The organism is Serratia sp. BFP-2025, from assembly GCF_050880365.1.
Taxonomy (GTDB): Bacteria; Pseudomonadota; Gammaproteobacteria; order Enterobacterales; family Enterobacteriaceae; genus Serratia; species Serratia surfactantfaciens.
In genome coordinates, this window is sequence record NZ_JBPAFV010000001.1 from 720,497 (window position 1) to 733,636 (window position 13,140).

11 protein-coding genes are annotated in these 13,140 nt (G+C 54.5%); 4 read left to right on the forward strand and 7 right to left on the reverse strand.

Going from position 1 to position 13,140, the window contains the following annotated elements:
* Window positions 1–8: 8 nt before the first annotated feature.
* On the forward strand, window positions 9–767 hold the full coding sequence (gene dhbA / locus ACRAWE_RS03425) for a 2,3-dihydro-2,3-dihydroxybenzoate dehydrogenase (protein WP_019452472.1): 759 nt from the start codon (window positions 9–11) through the stop codon (window positions 765–767).
* Between the two features lies 1 nt (window position 768).
* Here dhbA and rarD read toward each other — a convergent pair whose 3' ends face one another.
* Window positions 769–1,647 carry an EamA family transporter RarD gene (gene rarD / locus ACRAWE_RS03430; RefSeq protein ID WP_211130268.1) on the reverse strand — a complete coding sequence of 293 codons (879 nt, stop codon included), beginning with the start codon at window positions 1,645–1,647 and terminating at the stop codon, window positions 769–771.
* A 139-nt stretch (window positions 1,648–1,786) separates the two neighbouring features.
* On the opposite strand from rarD, the gene alkB reads away from it, so the two are divergent.
* Entirely contained in the window at window positions 1,787–2,434 is a 648-nt protein-coding gene (gene alkB / locus ACRAWE_RS03435; RefSeq protein WP_019452474.1) for a DNA oxidative demethylase AlkB, read from the forward strand.
* On the opposite strand, the gene ACRAWE_RS03440 is transcribed toward alkB, so the two are convergent.
* Window positions 2,417–3,352, reverse strand: coding sequence for a LysR family transcriptional regulator (locus ACRAWE_RS03440; protein WP_432524810.1), 936 nt, complete (start codon window positions 3,350–3,352; stop codon window positions 2,417–2,419). The genes alkB and ACRAWE_RS03440 overlap by 18 nt on opposite strands.
* 85 nt (window positions 3,353–3,437) lie before the next feature.
* Here ACRAWE_RS03440 and ACRAWE_RS03445 point away from each other — a divergent pair, with 85 nt between their 5' ends.
* On the forward strand, window positions 3,438–4,067 hold the full coding sequence (locus ACRAWE_RS03445) for a hypothetical protein (protein WP_063917890.1): 630 nt from the start codon (window positions 3,438–3,440) through the stop codon (window positions 4,065–4,067).
* Window positions 4,068–4,078: 11 nt separating this feature from the next.
* On the opposite strand, the gene ACRAWE_RS03450 is transcribed toward ACRAWE_RS03445, so the two are convergent.
* The 5 genes from ACRAWE_RS03450 to ACRAWE_RS03470 form a co-directional block, all read right to left on the reverse strand.
* Window positions 4,079–4,321 carry a hypothetical protein gene (locus ACRAWE_RS03450; protein WP_019452477.1) on the reverse strand — a complete coding sequence of 81 codons (243 nt, stop codon included), beginning with the start codon at window positions 4,319–4,321 and terminating at the stop codon, window positions 4,079–4,081.
* A gap of 223 nt (window positions 4,322–4,544) precedes the next feature.
* Window positions 4,545–6,185 (reverse strand): Na+/H+ antiporter, encoded by a 1,641-nt coding sequence (locus ACRAWE_RS03455; protein WP_432524812.1) that lies wholly within the window; start codon window positions 6,183–6,185, stop codon window positions 4,545–4,547.
* A gap of 189 nt (window positions 6,186–6,374) precedes the next feature.
* The gene (locus tag ACRAWE_RS03460; protein ID WP_154746485.1) at window positions 6,375–8,720 is read right to left on the reverse strand and encodes a membrane-bound PQQ-dependent dehydrogenase, glucose/quinate/shikimate family; all 2,346 of its coding nucleotides are present in this window, start codon (window positions 8,718–8,720) and stop codon (window positions 6,375–6,377) included.
* Window positions 8,721–9,167: 447 nt separating this feature from the next.
* The gene (locus ACRAWE_RS03465) at window positions 9,168–9,341 is read right to left on the reverse strand and encodes a hypothetical protein (protein ID WP_154746484.1); all 174 of its coding nucleotides are present in this window, start codon (window positions 9,339–9,341) and stop codon (window positions 9,168–9,170) included.
* Window positions 9,342–9,828: 487 nt separating this feature from the next.
* Complete coding sequence (locus tag ACRAWE_RS03470) at window positions 9,829–10,713, reverse strand: helix-turn-helix domain-containing protein (RefSeq protein WP_432524815.1); 885 nt, start codon at window positions 10,711–10,713, stop codon at window positions 9,829–9,831.
* A 744-nt stretch (window positions 10,714–11,457) separates the two neighbouring features.
* Here ACRAWE_RS03470 and ACRAWE_RS03475 point away from each other — a divergent pair.
* Window positions 11,458–12,183 carry a helix-turn-helix domain-containing protein gene (locus tag ACRAWE_RS03475; RefSeq protein WP_432524817.1) on the forward strand — a complete coding sequence of 242 codons (726 nt, stop codon included), beginning with the start codon at window positions 11,458–11,460 and terminating at the stop codon, window positions 12,181–12,183.
* Window positions 12,184–13,140 lie beyond the last annotated feature (957 nt).

Consider the following 13,140-nt stretch of genomic DNA (forward strand, 5'->3'; position numbering starts at 1 on the left):
GTGTGCGCATGAGCATTCAGATGGATTTCACCGGCAAACGGGTGTGGGTGACCGGCGCGGCGCGCGGCATTGGCGAGCAGATCGCCCGGCACTTTTTGGCTCAGGGTGCTGAGGTGGTGGGATTTGACCGCGAATTCGCCAACCCGGATCTGCCTTACCCTTGCGTGACGCTGGACATCAGCCGGCCGGAACAGGTGGAGGCGGTGTGCCGCCAACAGCTGGGGGAGAACCCGCGACTGGACGTGTTGGTCAACGCCGCCGGCATTTTGCGCATGGGCAATACCGAAGATCTGAGCGTGGATGACTGGCATCAGTGCATCAACGTCAACGCCTCGGGGGCGTTTTACCTGTTCCGCGCGCTGCTGCCGCACTTCAAGGTGCAGCGCAGCGGGGCGATCGTCAGCGTCGGCTCCAACGCCGCGCACGTGCCGCGCGCGCAGATGGCGGCCTACTGCGCCTCCAAGGCGGCGCTGACCAGCCTGAACCACTGCGTGGGGCTGGAGATGGCGCCGTTCGGCGTGCGCTGCAATCTGGTGTCGCCGGGCTCGACCGACACGCCGATGCAGCGCGGCATGTGGCAGACCGACGATGCGCAGCAGCGCACCATTGCCGGCTTCCCCGAGATGTTCAAACTGGGGATCCCGCTGGGTAAAATCGCCCGCCCGGACGAGATCGCCAACGCGGTGTTGTTCCTGGCCTCCGACTTGGCCAGCCACATCACCATGCAGGATATCGTGATCGACGGCGGCGCCACGCTGGCCGCCTGAGTCAGACCCGCTGGCGGCGCAGCAGGTGCTGCGCGCCTTCCGCCGCCAGCAGCAGCACCGCCAGCCAGATCGCCAGATAGGTCGGCCATTCGCTTTGGCTGATGCTCTCGCCGAGCAGCAGCGCGACGATCACCAGCAGCACCGGTTCCACATAGCTCAGCAGGCCGAACAGACTGAACGGCAGCAGGCGGCTGGCGAGGATGTAACACACCAGCGCCACGGCGCTGATGACGCCGAGCAACGGAATGCGCCAATACAGCTCGGCATTGACCTGCAGTGCCGCCGCGCCGTGGTCGCCGAAAGCGAACCAGGCCGCCGCCGGCAGCATCAGCGCCAGCTCGCACCACAGTCCGCCGAGGTTGTCGGTGGCGAAGCGGCGCCGCAAAATAAAGTAGAGCGGATAGCCCAGCGCCACCACCAGCGTCGGCCATGAGACGCCGCCCGCCTGATACAGCTCATTGCCTACCCCCACCATAGCGCACGCCACCGCCAGTTTTTGCAGCAGCGACAGCCGATCGCGATAGATCAGGCGCCCCGCCAGCACCATGGTCAGCGGCAGCAGAAAATAGCCGAGCGACACGTCTAGCGCCTTGCCGTGCAGCGGCGCCCACAGGAACAGCCACAGCTGCACCCCCAGCAGCGCCGAGGTGAGCAGCAGGCCCAGCAGCCGCAGCGGCCGTTGGCCGATCCAGCCCAGCGTGTCGGCCACCTTGCGCCAATCGCCGGACAACGCCATGAACAGCGTCAGGAACGGCAGCGTCAGCAGCGTGCGCCAGCCGTAAACCTGTTCGCCGTTCAGCGGGGTGAGGGTAGAGGTGAAGTAATACATCGCGCCGAACAAGATGGAGGCGACGACCGAAAGAGTGATGCCCTTAATCACACGCATTCCTGGTGAGTGATTGATTTTATGGCGGCTACTGTAGAGAAATTTGCCGCCAACGACAATGGCGTTGCCGGGCGCTGGACAATCGACAGCAGCGGGTTACAATTAATACTGTGTATTCATACAGGCTTTGACGATGACAATCGATCTTTTTGAAGACGCACTGCCGCCGCCGTGGCGGGAAGAGATCGCTCCCGGCGCGGTGGTGATGCACGGCTTCGTGCGCGATCACGGGCCGGAACTGCTGGCGGCGGTGCAGGGCGTGGTGGCTCAGGTGCCATGGCGGCATTTGACCACCCCCGGCGGGCATGTGATGTCGGTGGCGATGAGCTGGTGCGGCAACGGCTGGACCAGCGACAGCCGCGGCTATCGCTATTCGGAACGCGACGCACGCAGCGGCAAACGCTGGCCGGCCATTCCCCCAATCTTGATGGCGTTGGCGGATGAGGCCGCACAGCAGGCGGGCTTTGGCCCCTTCGTGCCGGACTCTTGCCTGATGAACCGTTACGATCCGGGCAGCAAGCTGTCGCTGCATCAGGATAAGGACGAACACGACTTCGGGGCGCCGATCGTCTCGGTTTCGCTCGGGCTGCCGGCGGTATTTCAGTTCGGCGGCCTGCAGCGCAGCGACCGGGCGCGGCGCATCCCGTTGGCGCACGGCGACGTGGTGGTATGGGGCGGCCCGGCGCGGCTCTGCTTCCACGGCATCCTGCCGGTCAAAGAAGGCTACCACTCGCTGGTGGGGCCGCACCGCATCAACATTACGCTACGCAAGGCGCTGTAGCTGCGGTTCCTGCGCCAGGCAGGCGACGAGATAGTCGATGAATACCCGCAGTTTGGGCGGCAAATGCTGGTTGGGCACGTAGAGCAACCACAGGCCGCCGTGATAGCTGCTGAGAAAATCCCATTCCGGCAACACTTGCACGATCTCGCCGTCTTCGAGCGCCTGGCGGGCGGTAAAGTACGGCAGGCTGCCGATGCCGATATGCTGTTTCACTGCGTCCAGCCGCACGCCGGTGTGGTTGGCGGCGTAGCGGCCGCGCACGTTGACCGTCACCGTTTTGCCGCTGCGGCGGAATTTCCATTGCGCATCGCTCGGCGTCTCTCCCAGATAGATGCAGCTGTGCGCCGCCAGATCGTGCGGGTGCTGCGGCGTGCCGTACTGCGCCAGATAATCCGGTGTGGCGCATATCAGATGGTCTACTCTCATCAACTGGCGGCCGATCAAACCGGGCGACGGGCGATCGGTAATGCGCAGCGCCAGATCGACCCGATCGTCGATCAGATCCATATAGCGATCTTCCAGCCGCAGCCTGACGTCTACCTTCGGGTAGCGCCGCAGAAACGCCGGCATGTGCGGATGTAGCACGAAACGACCCACCGCCTTGGGGACGCTGATGCTGACCAACCCTTCGGGCTCCGCGGCGCCGCGCCCGCCGATCGCCATCGCCGCCTCGGCCGCCGCCAGCATGGCGCGGCAGTGTTGAAACACCTCTTCGCCGCTTTCGCTAAGCCGCAGCTTGCGGGTGGTGCGGTGCAACAGCTGCAGCGCCAGCGCCTGCTCGAGTTTCGCCACGCTGCGGCTGACGGCGGAAGGCGAAGCACCCAGCTTGCGGGCGGCGGCGGAAAAGCTGCCGCTCTCCACCACCTGGACGAAAACGGCCATTTCGGCCAACAGGGCGTAAGAAAGATTTGTGCTCATGACGCAAAGGTCCATTGTGATGACGACGGATTATCCTCTGATTATGACATGAATATAATGGCTCCCTGAATCGAGGAGAAAAATGATGACCGAACGACGTTATTACTACAGCGACGAGTTACAGGGCCAGGCACAGGTGTTGAGCTGCGCGCCGGCCGAGGCGGGCGCTTACGCCGTAGAGCTCGACGCCACGCTATTTCACCCGCAGGGCGGCGGCCAGCCCTCCGACGTGGGAACGTTGGACAACGTCGCCGTCGTGCGGGTGCAGCAGCAGGGGGATAAGGTGGTGCACTTTACCGCCGCGCCGCTGCCGATCGGGCCGGTTACGATGCGCATCGATGAAGCGCAACGCCGGCTGCATGCCCGCTGGCACTCCGGCGGACATCTGATCGGCTGGCTGGGCGAAGGCCGGGGGTGGCGGCCAGTCAAGGCGCATCATTGGCCGGGGGAAGGCCGCATCACGTTTACTCCGGGGGCAGACGCGCAGACGATCGAGGCGGATGTTTTACAAGCGGAGCTGGCGCATCTGATCGCCGCCGATCTGCCGCGTCGCCAACAGGCGGTGGACGGCATGCGCCAGGTGGGTTTCGGCGAGCTGCCCGCTTACGGCTGCGGTGGCACCCATGTCGCCACGCTGGCCGAGATAGGGGCGGTGATCGTCACCGGCGTCAAAATGAAGAAAGGGCAGCTGATCGTGCAGTATGAGCTGGGTTGAATAAGGGGGCTTCAGCGCCCGGCCTGCCGCAGCTGGGTGCAGAACGCGCATTGGCATCCCGCCACCGGCACTGCCGCGCAGCTGCCGATGTTCACCGCCTGGGCGTCCATGGCGTGAAAGCCGTAAAACAGATTTTCGATGTTTTGCTCCGCCGCGCGGGCCTGCTCGGGACGCGGCTCGGGCACCTTCGACTGAAACGCCGCGGCCTTGCCGGCCAACAGGCTGAGAAACAGCAGCGACAGCTGGATTTTCATCGTCGTCTTCCCTTCGTTAATTTCTGATACATTATAACAGAATAAATGCCCTGCCAAGCGGCACCCGGAAACAAGGTAACGAAGAGAGGACAGGGCGCCGTCGCCTGCGCCGGGAGAGGAAAACGGCGTCATATCGCCGGCTTTTTTGTTGCACAACGGCGGTTTTTCGGCGGCAATCGTACCCCGCAGGGTCGTGATTGCCGCCAGACCGAGGCTCATCGGTTCAGACACTGTCTTCAGAGATCAGCACTTCGGTAATATCAATTCGATGCAGCAGCTTTCTCAGCTTTTCATGGCTGATTTTTTTCATGCGGCGCAATCGATACAGTTCTTCCCTTTCTGCGTGCAAAGAAGCCAGGTACAGCTGCCTTTCGAGCCGTTTCAGCGCCACGATGTTTTTAATATCGTCCTTGGTCAGGATTTTTCGCTGCAGCACGTCCAACATCCGGCGCGTCGTTTCTTCAATCAACTCTGGCGTTGCGTCGTCCGGTGGAGTATCGATCAGCTTTTCCTTCGTTTCATTAACCGCTTTGATGGCGGCACTCGCCAGCGCCTCTGAGACTGAAAACGCTTCTTCCTGATCCTCTTCAGGCGGCGGGTTGCCGCGCAATAGCAAAGGCAAGGTGAGTATGCCGACGACGATCGACAGCAAGATGACGCCAGAAGCGATAAACACCAGCTGATAGCGCCCCGGGAATGGCGAACCGTCGAGCAAGAACAACGGGATCGACAACACGCCCGCCAACGTGACGGCCCCACGAACCCCGGCGAAGGACGCCACGAACAGATCGCGCGTGCTGAATTTCGAAAATAACAGCGGATCTTTGCGCATCAGCTTCGCGCTGCCTAATTTCATCAACCACAGCCAGATAAAACGTACCGCGATCAAACTGAAATAGATGATGGCCACGTAACCCAGCAGTTTCTCCAGACTGACGGAATGATCCATATCGGTTTGCGCCAGGGTGAAGTTCAGGATGCCCGGCAGCTGCAGCCCGAGCAAAATAAACACCATGCCGTTAAAGATAAACTCGAGCATTTCCCATATGTTATTGGTGCGCAAACGCACCAGCGGCATATTGTGATTCACTTTGGATTGGCCAATCATCATGCCGGCGCTGACGGCAGCCAGAATGCCGGAGACGCCGATCTTTTCCGCTATCAGGTAACAAGAAAAGGGGAGCAGCAAAGAGAAGACAATCTGCGTGGCCGAGTCGTTGTACATCCATCTGTGGATGAATTTAACCATTTGATTATATAAAACGACGATAACAATGCCGCAGAGCACCCCGCCAATAGAGACCTGCAAAAAGGTCAGAAAGGCGCTTTCCCAGGTGAAGGCTAATGCGCCGAGCGCAACGGCGATGGAAAAGTTAAGGGAAACCAAACCGGAAGCGTCGTTCATGAGCGCCTCGCCTTCGATCACGCGCATGACCGGCTTGGGCATGCGCCCTTTGCCGACGATGCCGGAAAGCGCGACGGCATCGGTAGGCGACAGGACGGCAGCCAGGGCAAACGCGGCCGCGAGAGGGATAGACGGAAGCAGCAAGTGAATCAGATAGCCCACCCCCACCACCGTGATGATCACCAGCATCAAAGCCAGGCTCAGTATTTCTCTGCCGTAATGAATAAACTCTTGCGCTGGCGTTTTCCATCCGTCGGCAAACAGCAGAGGAGGGATAAACAGCATCAAGAAAAGTTCGGGGTTGAAGTCGATGTGCAGGCCAAATTGCGGCCAGGCCAAAACGGCGCCGACGATGATTTGCACCAGCGGCAAGGGGATTTGGAATGGAAATATTCTCGTCACGATGCCGGACAACGAGACGGTGAGTAATAAGATTAATATGGTGAAGAATGTTTCCATCGTGAACCTTTGGTTGGTTAATTTTTCTCGCCGTTTTCAGGCGCTGCCTGCTTGATGTCTGCCGCCCCGGCAGGCTCGTCCTTCTGCAGGCGGATAAGCTATGTATGGCTCCAGGGCGGCCATACATAGCGGCCGTCAGAGTATCGTGTAGTGTCCCCCCGGCAGATTCGATCGGCCGGGGTAACGAGGTCAGGATTCAGGAAGCGCAAACGCCATGACGTAATCGCCGGTTTCTTGCGAGTGCGCCGCGCCGCCGACCACAATCACGATGTATTGCCGGCCGGTTTTCGGCGAAACATAGCTCATCGGCGTGGCGCTCGCGCCGACCGGCAGCGCGTACTTCCAGACCTCCTTACCGGTGCTGCTGTTGTAGGCCCGCAGATAGTAGTCCTGGAAGCCGGCGAAGAAGACCAGGCCGCCGGCTGTCGTCATGGTACCCGCATAGGTGGGCATGCCGACGGGCATTGGCAGGTGTGACCTGATGCCCAACGGCCCCATTTTTTCGGCGGTGCCGGCAGGGATCTGCCAGGCAATCTTCTTGTTTTTGTAATCGACGGCGGTGATGGTGCCGTAAGGGGGCTGGTTACAAGGCACCTCGAGCGGCGACATCCACATCAGCGTGATCATGCCGTATGGCGTGCCGATCATGGGCGATGGCCCATGGCCGTCGATCACTTTTTGCGGATACTGTTTCGCGACGCGCTCATAGTTATCGCGCGCCACTAACCAGAACACATTCGGGATCCGCACATCGTTCATGTAAGCCATGTGGTTCACCGGATCAATCGACATGCTGCCCCAGTTGAGACCGCCTATATTGCCGGGCTGCTCGAGCGTGGGCCGCGTGCTGATTGGGGTCATGGCCCCCTGATAATTCATCCGTTTGAACAAGATGCGGCATGCCATTTGATCAAACAGGGTGGTGCCCCACATTTTCTCTTCGGTAAGGTGTTCCGCGCCGATGGTCGGCATGCCGACAGAAAACGGCTGGGTTGGTGAGAGTTTTTCTTCCGGAGCGGCGCCCCGGGTCGGTACGGCTTGCTCTTCAACCCGTGCCAGCGGCTGGCCTGTCTCACGGTTCAGGTAGAAAATCTGCCCGCGTTTAGTGCCCAACAGGAGGGCGGGCACCGGATTATGCCGATCGTCGAAGCCGTCCACCAGGGCGGGCTGGGAGGCGAGATCGTAATCCCAGATATCGTGGTGGGTCGTTTGGAATTTCCAGCGCTCGCGGCCCGTTTCAATATCGATGGCGACAATGGATGAGTTGTAGTCGTCCGAGTTTTTAGGGCGGTTCATGCCGTAATAGTCGGGTGTCGCGTTGCCGAGCGGTGCGTACAACAAACCCAATTTGTCATCATAGGCGGCGGTGGTCCACATATTCGGGGTGCCGCGGGTATAGGTGCTTCCGGGCGGCGGCGTTTTGGCGATCGCCGGATTGCCTAAGTCCCACGCCCAGTCCAACTCGCCGGTTTTGGCGTCAAACGCTCTGATGACGCCGGAAGGCTCCCCTTTCATCACATTATCGATGACCCAACCGCCGACGATAATTTTCCCCCGGGCGATAGTTGGCGCTGACGTCTGGAAGTAAAATCCAGGTTCGATTTTCCCCATATGCTGGCCGAGGTTAACCTCGCCGTTTTGACCGAATGAGGGGCATTTCTGGCCCGTTTTGGCATCCAGCGCAATGATGCGGGCGTCGATTGTGGTATGAATGATCGTTTTTTCGCACACAGAGCCTGGCGCCGCATCCTCATTCTGGTAGTAACCCAGCCCGCGACAGCGCTGCCAGACCGGGGATGTTGAATGCGAGTCAAACTTCCAACGCGCTTTGCCCGTATCGGCATCTATGGCGGTAATCAGCCCGTTGGGCGTGCAGTTATAGACCAAATCATCAATGGCCAGCGGGGTGTTCTGATCGACGCCCGGCCTGAAATCGCCGGTCCGGTAAACCCAGGCGAGCTTGAGATCTTTGACTGTGGAACGGTTAACTTGATTAAACGGCGCATAGCGCGTTCCTTCCGTCGTGCGGCCATAGGCGCTCCAATCCGCAGGGGCATTATCGCTTTTGCTCTCGATAAAGGTTGCGTTATCAGCAGGCGTTATCGCTCCATGGGGAAAAAAGGCGCCGCTAAAGAAAGCAACGAATGCAACGGACAAAACCGTACCGGCAATGTAAGCCTGTTTTTTCCCCTTAGCGCTGTACAGATGCGAGGGAAGTAAAAACGCGGCGATGATAGAAAGGCCCGCGGGAACCAGCAGACGAGGGAACAGTGCCCAGTAGTTGAGCCCGGATTCCCAAAGCGCCCACAGCGTCGTGATGAAGAACAGCGCAATGGTTAAGTGATAACCCTGTTTGTTGCGTTTAAACACCAGTATCGCGGCTGCGGCATAACCTATCCCTGCGATGGCATAGTAAAACGAGCCGCCGAGGGCAATGAGCCAAACGCCGCCCACGGTTAACGCAACGCCCGAAAAAACCAGCAAGCAAAAGAACGTGATTATTAAAGCTCTCTTTACAACCGATGTTCTAATCATATGTTTTCCTTTGACCTGTCAATCCCATTGGGATCATCATTCCATCGCTCTCAATACGCGAAAACGCCGGCATGAAAGGCACTTTCATCGCCTTGAGACGGTTCACTAACGCTTTATGGCTGCTAAGGTCTTGTTTCGCTTTCCATTTCATGGCGCAGAATGGCGGCCTGGAACCGCCGCCCGAGCGAGATAAAGGTTTTATTGAGCAATGAGGGCGCGTACGTGATTAACGTATGGCTTATCGCATCATTTAATACCGGGTTGAAAACCGTTGCTGAACGGCGCGGCTTTCAGTATTACGGCGAATTTAATACTCTGTTAGACGATATGTGCGCCTGATGAAAGGGCCTCTTTGGGCTAATTATTTAGAGTGATGCGTAATACAGTGCTATTTTAAATAACAGGCTTTTACCGATTTTCACAACCCGATAAATTCAGTGTAAAGCTTCATTCTTTATCAAGCCGGTGTCGATAAAAACGGCGAAAAAAATGATTCAACGCCATTCTCTCGCCATCGACATAGACAATATAACCTTTCCCGCGGTCGCCGATAGTCACTTTTTCCACATTAACATCGGGGTAGTGTTTTTTTAAATTTTTGGACCATGCGTGAGTGCTCATAATTCTATTTTCCTGACGGGGTTTACTCTTGTTTAAGGCATGTTAATAGCACCGGTGAATACAGGCATCGTGGAAATAAAATATCTTCCCTGTTTAGGGATGTCTACAAGAGGGGGGAGCGGGGTAAAGCGAACGTCAGGCGGTATGACGCGATCGGGGTTTTTCAATAAACCAAATTAAAACAATAAGTTATAACTCAGCCCGCACGAAAGGTAAATTAACATAACTCATTGATATATAAGGTATTGGTATGTTAGTCACATTGCAGTGATTTATCCGCAGATAAACGTTCAACCATTACCATGGCCACAAGATAGAGACCGGACTCGCTTTGCGAAATGATGTTGATGGACTTTCCAATTGGATAAGTCTTAAAATTTGCTCTATTTTAACGTGCGCGCGTGATGCCGCTCGCAAGCTCAATATGATTTTTACTGATTGATATAGATTGCATTAGTAAAGCCTGAGGTCGACATTGACGTGCCGGCTATTCTGGCATTTTCGTTCCATTTATTTCTCTTTTCCTGGCAGGGAATAAAATAGGGATATAGGTCTTCATCGCTATTTCGCCATTGCCTATTGGGCTAAGGATTTCGATGAGGAAGCGATCGACCATGCCCACTTTATTTATCGGGAATGATTTGGTGTAAATGCTTTGCGTGAACTGTTGCGCTTCATCGCTCGCGCCTTTAAAAGTGAATTCGGCAAACAGTTGCATATCCTTTTTTCCCTGAACCTCGGCCAGCGAGGCAAGAACGCTACTGATATCAGCGCCTTCAGGAACATAGGTCGTCTTCAAATAGATGCTAACGTGGTTCTCTTTGTTGGCGCTTGCGCCGAAGTTAAAAAAATTAATCATGCCGCCGTCTGTTGCTTGCATTTTATCGATTGCCGCCAATCGCAGCGCCGAAACCGCGGGGTGGAAGTGATAGATCTCAGCATCGATACAATCCCCTGATTCATCGAAAATTTTTGGCAGGTGGACATAGCGATGTTCGGGTATGCCATCGAGAAACAGCAAGGGGATGGCGGAGGAAACGTCCCAGGATTTACTCTTGCGGTACTGCATCGGCGACGTTCTGAACTGCTTGCGAAACGCTCGGCCAAATGATTGATATGACTGAAATTTCAACTCATTAACGATATGGGAAATGGAGAGGTTTGTCGCTTTCAGCATAAATGCGGCGCGAATGAGTTTTCTACCCCTCACATAGTTGCCGAAAGTCATTCCCGTTTCATCTTTAAAGGCTTTCTGGATATGCCCACGTGAATATCCGCTTTTTTCTGAAAGCATCTCAACAGTGAGTTTCTCATTGAACCCACTTTCCTCGACCCAGGCGAGCAGCTCCTCAATGACTTTGGTTATAAACATACGGGAGCTTCCTTTTAGTTATCTGCCTAATGGTTGCGTCAGGTAAAATAACGCTTTATCGGTAATCAGCGACAGCGGCCTGATTCATTCGCTGTTTTAGGCAATATCCTGAGTATAGAGCGCACGCAATATTAACGCGGCAAATTGAGGAAAATGTACTCAAAAGTGTCATTTGGCAACTAACTGGGTAGGACGAGAGGCGGCAAGAAGGCGTGACTTAGACAGCGTAATTTTGTAATAGATTGATTTTTATTTGTTTTTTTGTCGTACTATCCGATCGGGACAGGATAGGGCACGGGGAGCGGAAGCGCACTTTTTATTCATTGATAGATAAAAACTCTATATGTCTGCCAATTTATTGACAGTAACATCTTTTAGAATCGAAATAATTAACTATGCTATGTTTAAGGGTGAGTGGTTAAGGGGTAAATAGGCCTAAGGCTGTGCTGCAAAATAATGTCTAATCCAAATTGGGTATCACGGGGGTAATTCCATAACGTGTTTCTGTCTTGATGCCATTATTGGCGTTATTAGATGCGACTTGCCTGAGAACTTCAACTTGCGCGAAAGGTGAATGGCCATCCTATGGTCATGGACAGGTTGTTCGCGCCGTCTGACGCATGGATATATTTGAACAAGTATGGGGATGTCATTTTTCAATAGGAAGCAAACTTAACGGTTTTCTGATGCTAAAAAAAGAGAAATGCATTCAATAATAAATATAGCAAGATGACAGGCTTTACTATGGATTGTTCTAACGAGTTCAGGCGCAATATTTTAGACGAAATAATCTGCATCATTGAAAAGGCGATAGATACTCAGAGCCATGTTTCAATTAGAGCGTTATCCATCAAGTCAGGATATTCCATTGGGCATTTGCAGCGGATGTTCTATTTGTATCAAGGGATGAAGATAGGAACTTACATCAGAAAACGCAGGCTGAGCCGCTCGACGTTGCTGTTGAAACGTACGGATATGAAGATCTATGAAATTGCCTTACTGTCTGGATTTAGTTCTCAACAATCATTTAGCCGCGCCTTTTCAAATCAATTCGGTTGTCCGCCGCGAACATTTAGAACCATGAGCCACTGGCCTTTTATCAATTATCAACCGATTATTGCTTTCGACAAAGAGCCCTTTCCCAGCAGTATCGTGCACTTGAATTTGCACGAGTATTACGAGAAAAAAAGGCAGGTGCAACTGTTGTCTCCGGTCATGATCCGGGGACAGATGAAGATAAGCTACAAGGACCCAATAACCTGTGATCTGTACAACTCATCGGCAAGGTACCTTGCAATCCGGCGTAATGAGCACAAGATGAGTGAAAGCGAGTTCATCCTGTCGGCCTATGAAGGTGTTCTGGCTTCATTGGATATCTCCATTACCGAGAGCGTCATGTTTAAAATCCACGATCATTGCCCGGGTGAAAAGGATGACATCAGCATGTGGTATTTCATACCGATTAAATGATCCGGGCTTGTTGCTCGGGCCGAAGCGCGCTGTCTGATTTTTGCCTTGATATCATTGACAATTTTTTTCAGGCCTCCCAATGCCCTATTGGGATGGCATGCGCGTAGCCTGGTGCTCAGGCTGCGGTGGGGAGAGCGAAAAAAAACCGACCGCGAGGGTCGGTAAGCATGGGGTATTCAATAGGTATGACAAACTACGGGTGAAATAGTAGCGCGCGTTGCCATTTTCTCTTTACCGAAAAGTGTTCTCTGTTATCAATAAATAGGTAAAACGTGCTAATTCGGCTCCGCTGGAGATAGTGCTGAGGTCTGGCAAGGTGATGTTGGAATAAAAAAAGCCGGCGATAACGCCGGCGAATGAAACATCGATAATCTCTCTGGGATGCATGACCTACACACGGAAAATAAGGGCATGCACTGCGTATCTAACCTTATCGCTTCGGCATTTTCTTACCAAAAAACGGTATTTATGGTGGCGGATCAGGCGGGAGAAATAAAAAAGCCGATCTTTACGATCGGCGAATGCGAAATAACAGGGTAACGTTGGTTGAAAGTGCACATAAAATGATAGCGAGTTAATCCTAGCACTGTCGGTGGCTGCCTATTTTACCTAAAAATGTGTTTATCGCGCCTCCTGGTCTGGCGCTCTTGTTCAGATAAGTTATTAATCGATATGCTATCCGTCCTCTGTGAATCTGCCGAAACAGCCGCAGGATAATGGCGTAAACTGCCGCCTAAGCGACAGGATAACGGTGAGCTTTGATTTTATATTTACGCACTGAAACATTTATTTATCTAGTTAACATCTGGACATATCTCTTGGCGATGCGTTGACGAATAATTCAAATTACAAAAATTGCCTCATTAAACGAATATTTAGATACTCGCTGTACGGCCTGGCCAGCGCTGACACGTTATTAAATTCTGAGCATACAGAAAGATGCCCCTGTAGGTATCG

Bases quoted from the DNA above. Each gene is read 5' to 3' on its own strand.
- alkB (WP_019452474.1), top strand. From the start codon at position 1,787: ATGACAATCGATCTTTTTGAAGACGCACTGCCGCCGCCGTGGCGGGAA.
- ACRAWE_RS03475 (WP_432524817.1), top strand. From the start codon at position 11,458: ATGGATTGTTCTAACGAGTTCAGGCGCAATATTTTAGACGAAATAATC.
- dhbA (WP_019452472.1), top strand. From the start codon at position 9: ATGAGCATTCAGATGGATTTCACCGGCAAACGGGTGTGGGTGACCGGC.
- ACRAWE_RS03440 (WP_432524810.1), bottom strand. From the start codon at position 3,352: ATGAGCACAAATCTTTCTTACGCCCTGTTGGCCGAAATGGCCGTTTTC.
- ACRAWE_RS03470 (WP_432524815.1), bottom strand. From the start codon at position 10,713: ATGTTTATAACCAAAGTCATTGAGGAGCTGCTCGCCTGGGTCGAGGAA.
- ACRAWE_RS03455 (WP_432524812.1), bottom strand. From the start codon at position 6,185: ATGGAAACATTCTTCACCATATTAATCTTATTACTCACCGTCTCGTTG.
- ACRAWE_RS03450 (WP_019452477.1), bottom strand. From the start codon at position 4,321: ATGAAAATCCAGCTGTCGCTGCTGTTTCTCAGCCTGTTGGCCGGCAAG.
- ACRAWE_RS03465 (WP_154746484.1), bottom strand. From the start codon at position 9,341: ATGAGCACTCACGCATGGTCCAAAAATTTAAAAAAACACTACCCCGAT.
- ACRAWE_RS03445 (WP_063917890.1), top strand. From the start codon at position 3,438: ATGACCGAACGACGTTATTACTACAGCGACGAGTTACAGGGCCAGGCA.
- ACRAWE_RS03460 (WP_154746485.1), bottom strand. From the start codon at position 8,720: ATGATTAGAACATCGGTTGTAAAGAGAGCTTTAATAATCACGTTCTTT.